This window comes from Mycobacterium paraintracellulare, assembly GCF_000276825.1.
In the GTDB taxonomy this organism is placed as follows: domain Bacteria; phylum Actinomycetota; class Actinomycetes; order Mycobacteriales; family Mycobacteriaceae; genus Mycobacterium; species Mycobacterium intracellulare.
The window spans coordinates 2,454,380-2,471,687 of record NC_016948.1 but is presented as its reverse complement, the minus strand read 5'-3'; the positions used below and the strand labels follow the sequence as shown (position 1 = coordinate 2,471,687).

Genomic DNA, 17,308 nt, shown 5'->3' with positions numbered 1-17,308 from the left:
AGGGTTAGCGTGCCAGGTCAGTGCGCGAGTGAGAAGCCGTCCCAGGCCATCCGGCGGTGCGGGTGTGGATCGAACTCGACCCGCGATTTGCGGTCGAAGACCATCACGGCGCGGTCGGTGGCGTTGTAGCGGGGCCAATCCTCGCCCGGGACGCCGGTGCGGCTGAAGGCGCGCCACCGCCGTTGCACCTGGTTGCTGACCCGCAACGCGGCGCGCCGGTCGGCCGCCGCGGTCAGCAGGGCGCCGAATCTGGTGCGGTAGACGTCGAAGACGGCCAACAACTCGGTGGCATGGGTGGCGCCGAAACCCGACCAGCGCAACGTGCGCGGGGCGTAGTCATACCGGTAGAGGTAGGTCGGCGCGTGCGCGCTGTGGGCCTCGGCGATCTGCCAGGCCGCCGATCCGAACGCGAAGTCGCCGCCGAGCTGGATGCACGCCGCCCGCTCGGGGTAGTCCGGGTACGCGGCGGTAATGCGTTCGCGGATAGCGGGGTCCGCCTCGGCCAGCAGCTCTTCGACCATCGATTCGTTGGTCGGCAACATCGCCAGGAACCGGGTGAACAGCCGGCCCTCTTCGGCGTTGGTGCCGACGATCAGCGGTACCGGGTGCGCGTCACCGCGCCGCATCGCCTCAACGGGATCCATCGGCAGCACGTCGTCCCCGACGACCGGGCCAATCGGGAAGGCGCCCAGCCTGTTCTGCATGCCCTCGTCGATCAATGCGTGCTGGGTTTTCACCAGTTGGGCGGCCGACGCCCGCATCAGAGCGTCGGCGGCGTCCTGCTTGCGCACGCCCAGCAGGCCGGCGAAGCGGTTCGCGAACTCGGCGGCAACCTCTTTGGATCGCGTCAGGCCCGATGCGGGACTCTCCGAAATGGCCCGGGCGAACAGGCCTTTGGCGGACGGCACGGCCAGCAGGGAGGCGGTGATGCACGCGCCGGCGCTCTCGCCGAAGATCGTCACATTGTCCGGGTCACCGCCGAATCCGGCGATGTTGTCGCGCACCCACTGCAACGCCAGCACCAGATCGCGCAGATACAGGTTGCTGTCAATGGTGATGTCGGGCGTCGACAGCGACGAGAAGTCCACACATCCCAGCGCGCCCAGCCGGTAGTTCACCGACACGTACACGCATCCCCGGCGTGCCAGGGCCGCGCCGTCGTAGAGCGGTGTCGCCGAGCTGCCCAGGAAGTACCCGCCGCCGTGGATGAAGACCATCACCGGCAGCGGCCCCTCCATGGCACCCTCGGGCGCTACGACGTTGAGGGTGAGGCAGTCCTCGCTCATCGGCTGATAGCGGCCGCCCAGCCCGGACAGGCCGAGCAGGGTGTAACGGCGCTGCTGGGGTGCGCAATTGGCGAAGCCGTGGCAGTGCCGCACTCCCGACCACGGTGCCGCCGGCTGCGGCGCCCGGAAGCGCAGGTTTCCCACCGGTGGACGGGCATACGGGATCGACCGCCACCGATTGACCCCGTCCCTGGTGAAGCCCTCGACGGTGCCGGTGGCCGTGTGTGCGCGGACAGTCCGGTGATGCATAAACCCGACGGTAACCGACATGACGGCGTTAACGCGCGCGCAGCGCCTTATTTGCCCGGCGCGGCGGTTAGCCTGACTGGATGCGGATAGCTGCGATGATCGCCGCGTCGGTACTGGTCGCCGGCTGCTCACACACCACGGGCAACCATTCCGAGCCGACGCCGAGTTCCACCCAGACCTCCGTTGGCCCGTCCGGAAGCAAGACGCCAGGAGCATCCGCCGCGCCGGCCGCCGGCGCCGCGGTCTCCGACGTCATCGCGTGGATAGAGGCGGCCCACCCCGCCGATCCTGGCCGCTACCACACGGCGGCCCGCGACGGTGTGGCCACACCCCTGGGCAGCGACATCGCCCTGGCGGCGGTGGGCGGCAAAGTCTCCTGCATGACGGATGCCGCGCACACCGACGGCGCGCTGAATTGCCTGGTGAACCTGGCCACTCCGGCGCCGGCTCCCGCGACCGCCTATGGCGAATGGCAGGGAGGTTGGGTCACCTTCGACGGGGTGCACCTGCAGGTGGGAGCCGCGCGGGCCGACCCCGGCCCCTTCGTCAACGGCAACGGACCGGAGCTGGCGAATGGGGACTCGGTGTCGTTCGGCGACTATCGGTGCCGCGCCGACCAGGCCGGCCTGTATTGCGTGAACTACGCGCATCAGTCGGCGGCGCGTTTTGCGCCCGCCGGCATTCAGCCCTTCGGCTGCCTGAAGTCGGTGCCGCCGCCCGACGGGGTCGGCGCGGTGTTCAGCTGCTGAGGATTTCGCTGCCCAACGTCGAGTTGTTGCGTGAAATCGCGGCATTCGACACCAACACTCCACGTTCGGCGGTTCACCAGGTGACCGGAAGCTCTTTCATGCCGTAGATGTCGGCCTCTTTGAACCGCAACTCCTCCGGCGGAACGGCCAGCTTCAGCCCGGGCAGCCGTCGCGCGAGGGTGGCGAACGCGACCTGCATTTCCACGCGGGCCAGGTTGGCCCCGATGCACTGGTGCACGCCGTACCCGAAACCCAAGTGTCCGCGCGTGTTTCGATGGATGTCGAAACTCTCTGGGTCGTCGACGAATTCGGTGTCCCAGTTTCCGGCGGGCAGGTTCATCATCACGAACTCCCCCGCCCGGATCAACTGGCCACCGATCACCAGATCTTCGGTCGCCACGCGGTCGACCTGGCTGTGCACGATGCTCAGATAGCGCATCAGCTCTTCGACGACGTTCGCGATGAGGGCGGGATCGTCGGTCTGGCCGAGCCGCTCGAAGGCGCTCGGATGTTGCAGCAGCGCAACCGTTCCCAGTGAGATCATATTGGCGGTGGTCTCGTGACCCGCCTGCATCATGATCACACTGTTCATCGCCGCGGTCGCGTGGTCGAGTTGACCCGTCGCGACGTACTCGGTGATCATGCGGCTGATCAGATCGTCACCGGGCTCGCGCTCCTTGCGTTGCACCAACTCCTGGATGTAGGCGTACATCGCCCCGAAGGCCTGTCCCTTTTCCGCCTCGGACGTCTTCTGGTCGAGCCCGGCAGTGGTGTTGCGCTGAAAAAGCTCGAGATCTTCGGGCGGCACGCCCAGCAGCAGCGCAATCACCAATGATGGCACCGGCAAGGCGAATTCACGCACCAGATCGGCAGGCGGCCCCACCGCGATCATCTCGTCAAGAAAATGGTCGACCATCTCCTGGATCTGCGGCCGCATCGATTCGCAACGCCTGAAGGTGAAGTTGCCGGTCATCATCCGCCGGATCCGGTGATGCTCGGGATCGTCGGTGCGCGCAAACATCACCGGGACCTCGTTGTCGGCGTTGGTGGGCATGATGGAGTCCGGAATGGTCTTCGCGGACAGCCGCGGATCGACCAGCGCTGCCCTGATGTCGGAGTAGCGGCTCACCACCCAGACCGGATTGCCGTGGAACATCGCCTGTCGTAGCCCGGGCTCTTCCCGCCAGCTCGCGAACTCTACCGGCGTTGCGAGCGGACAGTGGGCGGGACGCGGCACGGGCAGTGCCGGAAGCTCCGCGTCCGAGCAGGAGTCGGACGCCTCGAAAGATATTGACATAAGCCGCGTTTCCCATTAACTGTCAGTTATCTGCCAGTTGTAGAGCGTAAAGGGACCGTTGTCGGTAGTCAACTGTCGGTTACGCTGTCACGATGACCGCGGTGGAGGACCGGCCGTTGCGGGCGGACGCGGCGCGCAACGTCGAGCGCATACTGCGCGCGGCGCGCGAGGTCTACGGCGAGTTGGGCCCGGACGCCCCGGTGGAGGCGGTCGCTCGCCGGGCCGGCGTCGGCGAACGAACCCTCTACCGCAGGTTTCCCACCAAGGCGGATCTCGTCCTGGCGGCGCTGGAACAGAGCATCGCCGAGGATCTCACGCCGGTGATCGACGCCGCCCGCCGCGCGAAGGATCCTCTGCGCGGTCTGACCCAATTGATCGAAGCGGCGATCTCGCTCGGCGCGCGCGAACACAGCCTGCTGGCCGCCGCCCGCCGGGCCGGGTCCCTCACGTCCGACATCTCCATGTCGCTCAATGCCGCGCTCGCCGAGCTTGCCCGCGAGGGCCAGCGTCTCGGCAGGATTCGCGCCGACCTGGTCAGCGACGACCTGCCTCGGCTGATCGCCATGCTCTTCAGCGTGCTCTCGACGATGGATTCCGACAGCGACGGCTGGCGACGCTACGTCGCCCTGGTCGTCGATGCCATATCGGTCGATGAGCGGCGGCCATTGCCCCCGGCGGCCGAACTGCGCTACACACTGCAGCCGGACGGCTGGCCGCTGTGAAGGAACGGCCGCTCAGCTAGCCGGCAGACCCGCCTTGACCGCGGCGTCCTGTTTGCCCGCGAGATCGAGCAGGATGTCGGCTGGCGTGGGATTGCCTATGACACAGTCGAATTCCATATCGACCATGGCCCTGCCCTCGACGAATACCGCCTCAGAGATCTCCATCGGATTGGCCGGGTCGGTGCTCTGCCCGATCACCATGAATCCGTTGGTGCCGACGTCGATGGGCTGCTGCTCGCCGCTGACCTTCTTGCCGACGACGTCGCGCATGTTCGCGGCCGTCTTGTCGGCCGTCGCCGCGTCGGGAAAGACCGCGATCGTGTCGATGATGGTGCGCTTGCCGTCGGGGTTCTTGAAGACCTGCCCCACGCCGACGATGCCGCCCGGATTCTGGCTGGGCGGCCCGTCAGCGGTGGCGTGCGGGCCGACGTCGGCGGCCTGGATGAGCAAGGAGCTGTAGTTCGCCGGCGCCCCGGGTGAAGACGGGGCGCTCGACGAGACGGCCGCGCTCGACGACGCGGCCGGACCCGATGGCGCAGTCGAGTTCTTGTCCTCGCCGCAGCCGGCGATCGCGGCGCTGAGCAGCATCGCGGCGGCAGCCAGGCCGACCGCGGACGTCCGGACCTTTGTCATGAGCCCTCCTTTGTGAGGTCAGCTATTTGTAACCCGTACCCGGGCCACCCGCAGTGTGAACACGCAAACTATGTGGGCCGGCGGGCAAATCGCCATCGGACGAGTTTCGCTTCAGTTGATGGTGACGCCCGCGTCGACCTTGAACTCCAGCCCGGTCACGTATCTGGACTCGTCGGAAAGCAGGAACAGCACTGCGCTGCTGACGTCGGCGGGCTCGACAGCCGGCGCGGGCATCGCATTGACGAAGATGGGAATGAGATCGGAACGCTGCTCTCCCAGGAGAGGCCCGAACGACGGCGGAACCATCCCGGTGGGCACGCCCGTGGGAAGCACGGCGTTGACACGCACGTTCTGCGCCGCCAGCTCGTTGGCCAAGGCCAGCGTCAAGCCGACGACGCCGTGCTTGGCCGCCGTGTAGGGCGTCTGCAGCGGGAATCCCTTGATGGCGCCGGCGGAGCTGATGTTGACCAGGCTGCCTCCACCTTGCTCGAGCAGGTGCGGTATCGCGGCCGCACAGGTGTTCCAGACGCCGATCAGGTTCACGTCGACCACCGTGCGCCACTGTTCGGCAGTGGTCTTGTCCCACGGCGCCACCGTGAGCACGCCGGCGTTGGCGACCGCGCCGTCCAGGCCGCCCAGCTCGCCGACTCCCTCGTCGACCGCGGAACACAGTTGCGCCTCGTCGCGGACATCGACAACGCGACTCACGCATCGGCGACCGAAATCCCGTACCAGCCTTACTGTTTCGGTGAGGTCATCCTCGGTGGCCAACGGATATTCAATCTGCGGCATGGATTGGCAGATGTCGACGAGGATGAGGTCCGCGCCCTCCTGCGCAAGCCGCAGCGCATGGCCGCGCCCCATGCCGCGGGCGGCGCCGGTGATCAGAATGCGTTTACCGGCAACGCGTCCTGGAGCCGGGGTGGTCAGTTCAGTGCTCGTTCCACATCAATCCGCGCATCGTCGCTGACAATGGGATGTCCTCGACCCCGATCAGCCCTTGGGGCGCGCGGCACACCCAGTCGATCGCGTTGACCGCCCGGCCGGCGGTGGAGATGCAGCCGGCATCGGTGGAATCGTAAAGGGGGTGGGATACATGGGTGTTGATCTCCACCCGCGGCTCGCCCTCCACGACGACGCGGTGCACACCGGTGTGGCCATCGGGCGGGAATTCCCAGTCGGGCGCGGCGGCCGGGGTGAGCCTGGTGACGTGCTCGAGGGTGATGACCGGCTTGCCGTCGCGCACGCCCTCGGTGGCGAATCGGACCGCGGCCATCTGCCCCGGCTGGACGGTCATCATCGTGCATTCGATGCGTTCGGGCGTGTACCACGGCTCGCAGCGCTGGCGCACGTCGTCGAGCGTGATCCCGAGATGGTCGGCCAGACTGCGGACCTGACCGCCCCACATCGCCACGATCACCCCGGGCAAGAACATCATCGGCGAGTCGTCGTCGGGCGTGGTTCCGAACCCCATTGCCGCACCGGTGAACTCGGCATCGTCGTAGTTTCCGTAGTCGAAGATCTCCTGCACGGTGATCGACGAGATCCGCGTGGTCAGGCTGGCCGCCGAATGCACCAGCGTATCGCCGGAGAAGCCGGGGTCGATGCCGTTGACGTAGAGCGAGGCGTTGCCTGCCGCGCACGCGCGCTCCAAGGGCTCGCGCAACCAATCGTCGGCATGGCGGGGTGTCACCAGCCAGACCATCGATGTGCCAACGACGTTGATGCCCGCCGCGAGGAACTTGGCCATCTGTTCGATGGCTTCCATGGGTCGCGTCTCACCCTGAGACGTGTAGACGACGCAATCGGCGCCAAGATTGAGCAGTGCGTCGATATCGTCGGTGGCGATGATGCCGGTCGGCTCGTCCAGCCCGCAGAGCTGCGCCGCGTCCTTGCCGATCTTGTCGGCGCTGGCGGCGTGCACGCCGACCAGTTCCAGATCCGGTCGGCCGATGATGGCCCGCAACGAGTGCCGGCCCACATTCCCGGTGGAAAACTGTATGACTCTGCGCACTTACCCTCATCCTTCCGACCGTGGGCGATGACCCATCATGGCGCGTTGCGTCGCGGTCCAGGTCAGTAATCGGGGATTGGAAGCGGCGAGTTGTTCGAGTCGATGCCGCCGTCGACGTGGAAGATCGCGTTCGTCGCGTAGCAGTCGCGCGTGCACAGGTACACCGTCAGCCGCCCGAGATCCTCGACGTCACCGAGCCGATGCAGCGGGGTGGCCTCCTGCATTTTCTCCAGCGATCCGGGCATCAAGTCCAGGCTGCCCCGCAGGCCGTCGGTGGCGAACGATCCCAACGCAATGGCGTTGACGCGGATCTTCGGCGCGAGTTCCTGTGCCATCGCGCGGGTGAGCGCCTCGAGGCCGCCCTTCGCGACGCAGTAGGCCGTCAACGCGCGGATGCCGAACCGGGCGGAACCGGACGAGATGTTGACGATGGATCCGCGTCCCGCGCTGATCATGTGCGGGGCGACGAGCTGGCTCATGATGAACGCTGATGTCACGCACCAGTCGAAGGTGTGCCGGAAGTCTTCGTCGGTGATGTCCAGAAAGCGCGCATAGGTGGAGCCGCCGACGTTGTTGACGAGAATGTCGATGCGCCCGAAGCGTTCCATGGCCGTGTTCACGACGCGCTCGCCGTCCGGGCGGCTCATCGCGTCCGCGACGAGCGCCAGCCCTTTGCCGCCCGAGGCCTCGATGCCTTCAATCGTGCCAACGATATCCGCCTCGGTACGCGCGGTCCCCACAACCGTGGCGCCGGCCTCCCCCAACACCCGGGCAATGCCCGCCCCGACGCCTTTCCCGGCGCCCGTCACGATCGCGACCTGCCCATCAAGCTGGAACTGTTCCAACGCCATGCCGAGCTCCTTCGATCGTGCGTGGGGTGCGCCGTTCAATCTATGAACTGGGCTGACTAAAGTCAACGAATTCGCGTGATCGGCGTCCGCGGTACCGTTGAGTGTCTGAGAATGATCAAGTTATGCAAGCGTTTTTGGCGCGGACACGGCATAATGGGCCGTTGAGCCCCGCAACTCTTGCATGAGTCGGGTCAACTGTGAGGAAACACATGGCTGTGACGGATCGGCTGTCGACCCGAGAAGCGAAGCGTCTGCAGACGAGGGAGCGTTTGATGGGGGCCGCGATCGCGGAGTTCGCCCGGGCCGGCATGGCCGAGGCGGACGTCAGTGCCATCGTGGCCGCCGCGGGCGTGGCGCACGGGACGTTCTTCTTCCATTTCCCCACCAAGGAGCATGTGCTGCTGGAGCTCGAGCGCCGCGAAGAGGACCGCATAGCCAAGCAGTTCGCCCAATTCCTGAAGTCCAAGCACGATCTCGCTTCCGCGTTGGGCGAGGCGGTCCGCCTCGTGGCCGGGTTGGAACGCCGGCTGGGCGATCGGCTCTTCAATGACTTTCTCGCGCTGCATTTCTCGCAGACCCGTCCGCAGACCGAGGACGGCCGCGATCACCCGTTGATCGTCTTGGTCGCCCAGGAAATCGCGCTTGCGCAGGAACGCGGTGAGACGGATCCGCACGTCAATCCCATGAACAGTGCGGTGTTCTTCTTGCTGGGTCTCTACGCCCTGTTGATCACCACCAACCACTGGCCGACCGGACATGCGCTGCTGGAAGACTACGTCGCGAGGACGTTGCGAAGTTTGAAACCCTGACCCGCCGCTAGGGGCGTATGACGCCGCGCAGCGGCATCAGGCCGAGTTCCTTGTGGGACATGAACCCCGGCGGAGCGTCGCAGACCGCGGGTATGGCGTTCGCGGGGCCCATCGCGGTCCAGGTGTATCCGGGCAGCGCGTATCCGCCGTTGGGGTCCTGCGCGCCCTGCAGGATCAGCTCGGTGGAGGAATCGCCCTCGATCACAATGCGGTAGTGGTAGTGCTGGGGCCAATCCTCCTGCGGTTCAATGGCGTCGAAGGTGTCCATCGTGTAGATCTCGTGAAAGACGATGAGGGGTCTGCCGTCCACCCACGCCGTCCACTTGTGGTGCTGGCGAGCGACAGTCCCCTTTTTGATCACGCCCTTGAAGCCCGGCATGTCGCTGCGCTCCCCTCCCTCGAAGGGGATGTCGCGGGTGGCGCTCCCGAGCTCCACCTCGGTCGTGTATCGCTCGACTGTTTTGCCCAGTCCCTCGACGACCATCGCCATCGACTGGGCGAACAACGGCCATGCCTGTCCCAGCAGATTCGGGCCATCTTCGAACCCGGCCGGGTCGCTGCCCATCCCCATCTCGAACAGGTACTTCAGGGTGTCGCGCCCGAAATTCACCACCTCGTAGATGTGAATTGTGTCGATCTGACTGATGATTCGGGCCAGCGTCAGGACGAGCAGGTCTCCGGCGAACCCGGGGTTGACACCACCCGCATGAAACGACGTGCCGCCCTCGTGGCACGCGGCATCGATCTTGTCGATGTCCGCCTGACTGTGCTCGGTCCGATACCACCACGCCCCACCCGAAGCGACGACATTCTTGCCGCCGCGCAGCAGGCGGCACACCTCGTCGGGGTCGGACCATAGCGGCGCATAGAACACGCAATCGGCGTCGAGTGCCTCGATGGCATCCTTGTCGGTGGTCGCCCGCACGCCGGTCGGCGGTTTGCCGCAGAGCTCACCGGCGTCCTTGCCGACTTTCTCCGGTCGATTGCACAGGACGCCGACCAGTTCGTAGGCAGGGTTGTGCACAAAATGACGCAGCGCGATCGTTCCGACATTGCCGACGCCCCATTGGATTACACGATATTTCTTCTCGGCCGGCGACTTGAGCGTCATCGCTACTCCTTTGCATGGCCAGAATGCCTGAGCGCTCGCTGAGCGTAGGCGTCTGGCAACGGGCGTGTCAACGAATACCAGCTGACTTTCGTCAGTACTGTCGCTCCGCTGGTGGGGCGTGGACAGGCGGCGTGAACTCCGCATTAGCCCTGTGGCACGCACGAACTGCGGGAATTGGGGCGAATCTCGCTGACGGTTCGTCGCCGACCCGGTGCGCGTCTTCTGCTGACTGTAGTCAGCCTGTTATAGTGCACTCGCCGGTCCAATCAGTGTCGATGGCGGGGAGGGTTCGTGAATTTGCCGAAGCTGCATCAGCGCGACGCCGGGATAGGTGCAGCCACGCGCTCGCCCGGCTCTGCCCCATCGCCGGGTCTGGCCATCGACGAGCACATGGAACGCTCACGGCTCGCGCAGCAGCGGGCGGACAAATGGCTTATCTCCGGCAGCCTCCTGATCGGCACGGCAGCCCTGGGTGTTTTCGGGCTGCCGCTGTTCCTCTGGGGGGTGCGGCTGCTGCGCCGGGCGCAACGCGACGGCCTCTCGGTCCGGCCGATGCTGGTCACCCTGCTCGGCTATCTCGTCATCATCGACGCCGCCATCAACACCGTAGGGTGGGCGCTTGATCTGGTGGCGAACCACACCATCCTCGCGCGCGTGCTGCTCAACGGGTGGGGCAACATGTTCGACGCCGGCTACTTCTGGCACTACAACGAGCTGTGGGTCGGCGGCGCGGCGGGGCCCGGCGAGAAGGCCCTGGAGGTCGGGCTGATCCTGACCGTCTTCACCATGCGGATCGCCGCCGCCATCGGGTTTCTGCAGATGAAGCGGTGGGGCCACCAGTGGATGGTCATCACCTGCTGGATGGGCGTGGTCATTTGGATCACCTACGTGTTCAACATGACGATGTTCGCCGACGTGCGCTTCGCCGGCGTCGTGCTCCCGGTCGTCGGCTGGTGGCTCTACGACATCTTCTACATCACCCCGTTTTTGGCCATCCCCTATCTGCACACCGTCAACCGCGAACTCTTCTCCGACTGAAATGCCCGACGCGCCTTCGGTTCACGAGAGTTCTCGACATCTCAGCACGCATCAACTGACCACGGCACCGAGGAGGTCACATCGTGGGCTATCTGTGGGAGATCCTTCGCTATGTCGCCGCGTGGGGCGGCACCGGACTGATCATCTGGTTCTGGTACTGGCTGTTCTCCAACATCGGCACGTTCTGAGCCGGGGTTCGCGCAGCGCGGGATTGGGCCGATGACTGAGCATTCCGACGGCCATGCGATGGCGCTGGAACGCAGTTGCGCGGTGACGGCGGTCGCGCTGAGCGAGCAACGCCGAGAAGGCGTGCGGCTCGTCACCGGCGAGCGGCGGGGCTTCGGGTTGAACGCGGGGCTCACATTCGTCCACGTCCCCTACCCCGCCCCCTCCGACTGGACACGCAGAACCCTCACCTGCGGCGTGGCCCTGCAATGCTCACCATCGAAGGAACGCGTCACCGAATTTCGGCTGAACGAGCTGTCCGCGCGCGAACTGCGCGCGCTCACGCTCGTCGAAGGCGGCGTCGCGCTCGGCTGGATCGCGTCGCGCTGGCCCGGCCTGCTTCCCGAGGTCCAACGGCTGCTCCCCGACGTCCACCCCGACGCCGCGGAAATGGACGGCGCCCAGATGCTCGACAGGGCAATCGGATTGGCGGCCACCGGCCGGGAGTTGGCGGTCCCACCGCTGCTGGGCGCTTTGCCGCTGGCCTACACGGCGCCGCAGGGATTGACCGATAAGTTGCGACGCAGCTTCGGGAGGATGCCGTGGACCACGACGCAGAAGCGTCTTCCGCGGCCATACTCGGTTCCGGTCGGCGGTGACGGGGGCGTCCGCAACCCGAACCTGCCGCCGCCGAGCCGGCCGCCGGACAACGATCTCGACGTCACACCCCAACACCGGCCCGGGATTCCCTATCCCGAGTGGAACATGTGGACACAGCGATTCATGCACGACCACGTCGCTGTCGTCGAGCACGCCGACGGCCGGCGCCTGCGCCGTCCGGTGCCGGTGGCCGTCGACGTCCGCAAGTGGTTCGAAGAACACACCCACCGTGCAATGACCAGCCGACTCGAAGACGGCTCCGACCTCGACGTCGACCAATACGTCAGCCACTACATCGACCTGACGACGGGCGAGGCCAAGGAGCCGCGGGTGTTTCGCGACCTGCTGCCCAGCAGCCGCGACGTCACCACCGCATTGCTGCTCGACGGCAGCTCGTCGCTGGGGGTGCACGGGGGCCGGGTGTTCCAGCTCGAATTGGCCTGTGCCGACGCGCTTTCGCGTGCCATGACGCTGGCGCGCGAACGCCATGGCGTTTTCGTGTTCACCGGCAACACCCGGCACCGGGTCGAGGTGCGGTGCCTGAAGGACTTCGAAGACCGCCGGTTCGTGCCGCCGAGCGGGCTGGGCCTGTCCACCCGCGGCTACACCAGACTCGGTGCGCCGCTGCGCCATTTGACCAGCCGCCTGCTGGCCCAGGCCTCCGAGCGGCGCCTGCTGATCATCATCGGGGACGGGCTGATCTCCGATGAAGGCTACGAGGGCCGTTACGCCTGGGCCGATGCCGCGCACGCCGTCGAGGAGGCCAACGAGGCCGGGGTGTCGATGTATTACGTGGGCGTCGGGCCGACCCGGGTCGACCCCCTCCCGGAGGTGTTCGGGCCGCGCCGTTCGCAACGGATCCGGCGCATCGAGGAATTACCCCGGGTATTGGCCCATGTCCATCGCGAACTGGTCGCAGCGTGAATGCCGACCGATTGAGGAAGAGATGACCACCGACACATATTTCGCCAACGGCAACGAAGTTCAGCTGTTCGAACAGGCCTTTCAGCGGCGCCTGCCGGTGATGCTGACCGGCCCGACCGGGTGCGGCAAAACCCGGTTCGTCGAACACATGGGCTCGCTGCTGCAGCGACCGGTAGTCACGATCAGTTGCCACGACGACCTCACCAGCTCCGACCTCGTCGGCCGCTTCATGGTGACCGGCGGCGACGTCGTCTGGACCGACGGCCCGCTCACCCGGGCCGTCAAAGCCGGCGCGATCTGCTACCTCGACGAAGTCGTCGAGGCCCGCCACGACTCCTTGGCGATCCTGCACTCGCTCACCGATCACCGACGATCGTTGTACCTGGACCGCGCCGGCGAGGTGGTGAAAGCCCCCGAAGAGTTCATGCTGGTGTGTTCGTACAACCCGGCCTATCGCAGCTCACTCAAGGAGCTAAAACCCTCGTTCCGCCAACGGTTCGTCACGCTGGCGATGCACTATCTGCCGCCCGACCGCGAGGCCGACGTGATCGTCGCCGAATCCGGAATCCCGTTGGCCACCGCCCAGCGGCTGGTCGGGTGCGCGGTCGCGATCCGCACGGCCGACGAAGCCTTCCACTTCGAGCCGCCGTCGACCAGGGTGCTGGTCACCGCCGCCCAGCTGATCGCGGCCGGTGCAACCGAATTGGACGCCGCCGACGCGTGCATACTCGCGCCGCTGAGCACCGATGGCGCGGTCACCGACGGTCTGCGTGAAGTCGCGGCAGCCAGCCTGGCCACCTCGAACAGTTCGCCCTAGGGAAAGGAGCAACCGGCATGGACCGACAGGAGGCGAAGCGCAAAAGGGCGCTCATCATCTTCCAGATCTTCATCTACGGCTATCTGCTCGCGATGTTCGGAGTCCAGCTTTACATGTCGTTCGCGCGGGGCTGGTGGGATCTGTGAATGTGCCGCTGCTGAAACGGAATTCGGGAGACGCGCCGGAACGTGCCGACGGGTCGCGCAGCCTTGAGGATCACCACGACGAATCACGCCAGGCCCAGCGCCACGCCGACAAGTGGATGATCGTCGGCGCCGCCCTGATGGGCATGTGGGCACCGGGCCTGATCGGATTTCCCATCTTCATGCGCGGGGTATGGCTGCAGCGCCAGGCCCTGCGCGCCGGGCTGTCGGTGCGGCCCATGATCGTGACCCTCATCGGCTATCTCGTCCTGATCGACGGGATGCTCAACAGTCTGGGCTGGGCACTTGACCTGGTCGCCAACCACACATTGATCAACAGGGTGCTGATGGTCGGGTGGGGCAACATGTTCGACGCCGGCTACTTCTGGCATTACAACGAGTTGTGGATCGGCGGCGCGGCGGGCCCGGGCGAAAAGGCCTATGTGGCAGGCCTGATCCTCACCGTATTCTCGATGCGGGTCGCGGCGGCCATCGGGTTTTTACAGATGAAGCGTTGGGGCCATCAGTGGATGGTCGTCACCTGCTGGATGGGCGTGGTGATCTGGTCGGCCTACGTCTTCAACATGACCATGTTCGCCGACGTGCGCTACGCCGGTGTCGTGTTCCCGGTCATCGGCTGGTGGCTCTACGACATCTTCTACATCACCCCGTTCCTCGCGATCCCGTACCTGCACACCGTCAATCGCGAAATCTTCTCCGACTAAAAGGAGCAGTGCCATGACTAGTCCGTCCGTACCGTCCCCCACCGAAGACAAGGACCCGGCAGCCGATCTCGAGCCCGGGACGACGCCGTACTACGCGCGCATGCACACCTGGATCAAGCGCGCCGTGTTGGTGTGCCTGGTAGCGCTCGTGATCGAGGGCGCCTTCACGCTGCCGTTCATGGCGGTCTACTACGGGTACCCGACGCTGAGCCTCACCCAAATCTGCAGTGAGCTGCTTAAGATCCGGTACTCCAACGACACCTTGGAGTGTAAGTACCCCTACCCGCCGTTCGGGCCCCCGGAGGGCGCCGAGGGCAAAGCCACCGCGCAGGACGTCTGGGGCATCCAACCGATACCGAAGTACCACCGGCTGGGGTTCCGCGAACTCGTCAAGATCCACGACGAACGACTCGCCCGCCAAGCGCAGGCGGCGACGCACCCATGACGGGGCCGGCACGGTGACCTATCGGGTCGTCCAATGGACGACCGGTAACGTCGGCAAGAGCTCGGTCCGGGCGATCGCCGCGAACGCGACGCTGGAGCTGGTCGGATGCTATGCCTTCTCGCCGGAGAAGGCAGGGCGCGACGTCGGCGAGCTGTGCGGGATCGAGCCACTGAATATCAAGGCCACCAACGACATCGAGGCGCTGCTCGCGCTCAAGCCGGACTGCGTGGTCTACAACCCGATGTTCGCCGACGTCGACGAGCTGGTCCGCATCCTCAAGGCCGGCATCAATGTGGTGGGCACCGCCGAGTTCATCACCGGCCACTTTCTCGGCGCGGGACGCGAGCGCATCGCCGAGGCCTGCGAGGCGGGCGGATCGAGCATCTTCGGCACCGGCATCAACCCAGGCTTCGTCCAACTGTTCACCATCGTGTCGGCGGGACTCTCGGAGCGGGTGGACAAGGTGTCGGTGCTGGAGTCCTTTGATACCACGATCTACAACTCGCCGGCGACCGAAATCCCTATGGGCTTCGGCTATCCCATCGACCGTCCGGACCTGCCGGCTGTCACCGAGAAAGGATCCGGCATCTTCCGCGACGGCGTGTTGCTGCTCGCCGACGCCCTCGGCGTCGAGCTCGACGAGGTCCGTTGTGAAGCCGAGTACGCCCAGACCACAGAGGATCTGCACCTGCCCGGGGACTGGACCATCGCGACGGGCTGCGTGGCGGGCATCCACGTTCGCTGGAAAGGGATTGTTGCCGGCCGAGAGGTCATCGAAATCGGCGGGCAATGGCGGAAGGGGCAAGCGCTGGAACCGGATTGGCCGCTGGACATGGGCTACACCGTCGAGGTGCAGGGCCGACCGACGATCAAGACCACGCTGAGCTTCCTGCCACCGCCGGACTTCGAGGGCACCACCTTGGACGACTACATCATGTTGGGCCTCACTATCACCGCCGTGCCGGCGATCACCGCGATACCCGCCGTCGTCGCCGCACCTCCCGGCATCGTCACCTACAACGACCTGCCCCTGCTACTTCCCCGCGGAGTCCTGACGACATGACGACAACACAAGAACCCTCGCTCCATCACGTCGTGTTCGCCGTGGCACCGGAACGACATGCGGCCGTGACCCAGATGTTCAGCGATCTGGGGTTCGTCTTCGAGCCGCTGCAGCTGGCCGAGCTCGGTCTGGACATTCACCTCGACTGGAATCGGGGCATCGAGCTGATCAGCCCGATCCCGGGATCGACCGGGGAGGTCGCCGTTTCGGTGACCGAGTTCCTCGAGCGCCACGGCGACGGCGTGTTCACCGTGGTCATCGGGGTCCCGGAAGCTTCCAGGGCCGACGCCGTCGCCGAGCGCTACGGTGCGACAACGCGTTTCCGGCAACGCATGGAGGGCGAGGGCACCTTTCTCGACGAAAACGACGTGTCGATCCTGGGACTGCCACTGACATTCCTGGCGACCAACATTCCGTGATTGGAGACGGCATGGCCCAACATCGTGAGCCGAACGGAGTTTGCGAGCTCGCCTCGGACGAGCTGCCCATGGCTCTCGGCCGCGGCGTCGTGACCGAGTGGTCAAGGCGGATACCCCATTCCAAGCTGCCACCGGGACCCTGGAACACGTGGCCGTCCCCGACGTGCACCCTGCCGCTATTGCCGCTGCGGATACTCGCCACGGAGAGGTCATGACCGAGCTCCGGTTCGACGGGCGGGTCGCGATCGTCACCGGGGCCGGCGGCCAGGAGCCGAGCCTGGGGCGCTCGCACGCCAAGCTGCTCGCTCAGCGAGGGGCCAAGGTCGTGGTCAACGACCTCGGCGTCGGGCCCGACGGCCGAAACATCCTGCGGGCCAATGCGGAACAGGTGGCCGACGAGATCTGCGCGGCCGGTGGTGAGGCGGTTGCCGACCTGCACAGCGTCGCCGACGAGGACGGCGCGCGCCGGGTCGTCCAGACCGCGATGGACGTGTGGGGCCGCGTTGACATCCTGGTGAACAATGCCGGTGTCTGCTTCATGGCGCACTTCGACGAGATCTCCGACGCCGACATTCGCAATGTCATCGACGTGCACCTGATGGGGACCGTGTGGATGTGCCGGGCGGCGTGGCCCCACATGCGCGATGCGGGTTACGGCCGCATTGTGAACACCACCTCCGGGGCGATGTTCGGACTGGAAAATCTTTCCATCTACGGTGCGGCAAAGGGCGGAATCTTCGGGCTGACACGCGGTCTCGCCGTCGAAGGGGCACCGCTGGGCATCAAGGTCAATGCGTTGGGGCCTGCCGCCGACACGACCGCCGTGCGCCATTTCAACAACCCGTCCGCGTTCACCAGGCTGATGGAGGATCACTTTCCGACCGGCCTGGTGTCACCCGCGGTGGCGTTCCTGGTTCACGAGAGTTGCCCGGTATCCGGAGCCAACCTCGAGGCGGGTGGGGGAAACGTGGGCATCCGGGTGTTCGGTCAGACGACGGGTATATACGACGCCGATCTCACCATCGAGAAGGTGCGGGACACCTTCGCGGCGATCACCGACACGTCGACGGCCAGGTTGATACCGGATTTGCCCGACTCCGGTGAGTTAGCCCCGGGCGAGGCCATTTCGGCGCCTATCGAGGTACTACCGAAGCGCTACCAACCGAGTTGATTTCGGCCAAGGAGACA

19 protein-coding genes are annotated in these 17,308 nt (G+C 65.9%); 12 read left to right on the top strand and 7 right to left on the bottom strand.

The genetic code is table 11. The features are described from left to right. Positions 1-17: 17 nt before the first annotated feature. A complete protein-coding gene (locus OCQ_RS11405) occupies positions 18-1,535 on the bottom strand; it encodes a carboxylesterase/lipase family protein (RefSeq protein WP_041784972.1) in 1,518 nt (505 codons plus the stop codon). 80 nt (positions 1,536-1,615) lie between these two features. On the opposite strand from OCQ_RS11405, the gene OCQ_RS11400 reads away from it, so the two are divergent. After that, a complete protein-coding gene (locus OCQ_RS11400) occupies positions 1,616-2,284 on the top strand; it encodes a hypothetical protein (protein WP_179960073.1) in 669 nt (222 codons plus the stop codon). A 73-nt stretch (positions 2,285-2,357) separates the two neighbouring features. Here the strand turns inward: OCQ_RS11400 and OCQ_RS11395 are convergent, their stop codons facing one another. Then, positions 2,358-3,581, bottom strand: a complete 1,224-nt coding sequence (locus OCQ_RS11395; protein WP_026071599.1) for a cytochrome P450 — start codon at positions 3,579-3,581, stop codon at positions 2,358-2,360. Positions 3,582-3,673: 92 nt separating this feature from the next. Between OCQ_RS11395 and OCQ_RS11390 the strand changes: the two genes are divergently transcribed. Continuing rightward, the gene (locus OCQ_RS11390) at positions 3,674-4,303 is read left to right on the top strand and encodes a TetR/AcrR family transcriptional regulator (RefSeq protein WP_014384636.1); all 630 of its coding nucleotides are present in this window, start codon (positions 3,674-3,676) and stop codon (positions 4,301-4,303) included. Positions 4,304-4,315: 12 nt separating this feature from the next. Here the strand turns inward: OCQ_RS11390 and OCQ_RS11385 are convergent, their stop codons facing one another. The 4 genes from OCQ_RS11385 to OCQ_RS11370 form a co-directional block, all read right to left on the bottom strand. Then, positions 4,316-4,936, bottom strand: a complete 621-nt coding sequence (locus OCQ_RS11385; RefSeq protein WP_014384635.1) for a hypothetical protein — start codon at positions 4,934-4,936, stop codon at positions 4,316-4,318. A gap of 111 nt (positions 4,937-5,047) precedes the next feature. After that, positions 5,048-5,800, bottom strand: coding sequence for a mycofactocin-coupled SDR family oxidoreductase (locus OCQ_RS11380; protein ID WP_014384634.1), 753 nt, complete (start codon positions 5,798-5,800; stop codon positions 5,048-5,050). A 67-nt stretch (positions 5,801-5,867) separates the two neighbouring features. Next, positions 5,868-6,950 (bottom strand): NAD(P)H-dependent amine dehydrogenase family protein, encoded by a 1,083-nt coding sequence (locus OCQ_RS11375; protein WP_036458891.1) that lies wholly within the window; start codon positions 6,948-6,950, stop codon positions 5,868-5,870. A 62-nt stretch (positions 6,951-7,012) separates the two neighbouring features. Continuing rightward, positions 7,013-7,801, bottom strand: a complete 789-nt coding sequence (locus OCQ_RS11370; RefSeq protein ID WP_009956396.1) for an SDR family NAD(P)-dependent oxidoreductase — start codon at positions 7,799-7,801, stop codon at positions 7,013-7,015. Between the two features lie 209 nt (positions 7,802-8,010). On the opposite strand from OCQ_RS11370, the gene OCQ_RS11365 reads away from it, so the two are divergent. Further along, positions 8,011-8,610 carry a TetR/AcrR family transcriptional regulator gene (locus tag OCQ_RS11365; RefSeq protein ID WP_026071596.1) on the top strand — a complete coding sequence of 200 codons (600 nt, stop codon included), beginning with the start codon at positions 8,011-8,013 and terminating at the stop codon, positions 8,608-8,610. Positions 8,611-8,617: 7 nt separating this feature from the next. Here OCQ_RS11365 and OCQ_RS11360 read toward each other — a convergent pair whose 3' ends face one another. Continuing rightward, positions 8,618-9,721 carry an NAD(P)H-dependent amine dehydrogenase family protein gene (locus tag OCQ_RS11360; protein WP_014384632.1) on the bottom strand — a complete coding sequence of 368 codons (1,104 nt, stop codon included), beginning with the start codon at positions 9,719-9,721 and terminating at the stop codon, positions 8,618-8,620. 390 nt (positions 9,722-10,111) lie between these two features. Here OCQ_RS11360 and OCQ_RS11355 point away from each other — a divergent pair, with 390 nt between their 5' ends. The 9 genes from OCQ_RS11355 to OCQ_RS11315 all read left to right on the top strand — a co-directional run bounded on the left by OCQ_RS11355 (position 10,112) and on the right by OCQ_RS11315 (position 17,291). Continuing rightward, a complete protein-coding gene (locus OCQ_RS11355; protein ID WP_009956400.1) occupies positions 10,112-10,759 on the top strand; it encodes a hypothetical protein in 648 nt (215 codons plus the stop codon). Positions 10,760-10,978: 219 nt separating this feature from the next. Further along, positions 10,979-12,508 (top strand): nitric oxide reductase activation protein NorD, encoded by a 1,530-nt coding sequence (locus OCQ_RS11350; protein WP_014384631.1) that lies wholly within the window; start codon positions 10,979-10,981, stop codon positions 12,506-12,508. Between the two features lie 22 nt (positions 12,509-12,530). Further along, entirely contained in the window at positions 12,531-13,325 is a 795-nt protein-coding gene (locus tag OCQ_RS11345) for a CbbQ/NirQ/NorQ/GpvN family protein (RefSeq protein ID WP_014384630.1), read from the top strand. Positions 13,326-13,342: 17 nt separating this feature from the next. After that, positions 13,343-13,471: a hypothetical protein gene (locus OCQ_RS27200; protein WP_009956405.1), complete on the top strand. Its 129-nt coding sequence runs from the start codon at positions 13,343-13,345 to the stop codon at positions 13,469-13,471. Continuing rightward, positions 13,468-14,193, top strand: coding sequence for a hypothetical protein (locus tag OCQ_RS11335; RefSeq protein WP_009956407.1), 726 nt, complete (start codon positions 13,468-13,470; stop codon positions 14,191-14,193). Before OCQ_RS27200 ends, OCQ_RS11335 begins: the two co-directional genes overlap by 4 nt. Positions 14,194-14,206: 13 nt before the next feature. Further along, on the top strand, positions 14,207-14,638 hold the full coding sequence (locus tag OCQ_RS11330; protein ID WP_014380057.1) for a hypothetical protein: 432 nt from the start codon (positions 14,207-14,209) through the stop codon (positions 14,636-14,638). 13 nt (positions 14,639-14,651) lie between these two features. Further along, complete coding sequence (locus OCQ_RS11325; RefSeq protein ID WP_009956409.1) at positions 14,652-15,701, top strand: NAD(P)H-dependent amine dehydrogenase family protein; 1,050 nt, start codon at positions 14,652-14,654, stop codon at positions 15,699-15,701. Continuing rightward, on the top strand, positions 15,698-16,120 hold the full coding sequence (locus OCQ_RS11320) for a hypothetical protein (protein WP_008256385.1): 423 nt from the start codon (positions 15,698-15,700) through the stop codon (positions 16,118-16,120). Before OCQ_RS11325 ends, OCQ_RS11320 begins: the two co-directional genes overlap by 4 nt. A gap of 211 nt (positions 16,121-16,331) precedes the next feature. Continuing rightward, the gene (locus OCQ_RS11315) at positions 16,332-17,291 is read left to right on the top strand and encodes an SDR family NAD(P)-dependent oxidoreductase (protein WP_014384628.1); all 960 of its coding nucleotides are present in this window, start codon (positions 16,332-16,334) and stop codon (positions 17,289-17,291) included. Positions 17,292-17,308: the final 17 nt, after the last annotated feature.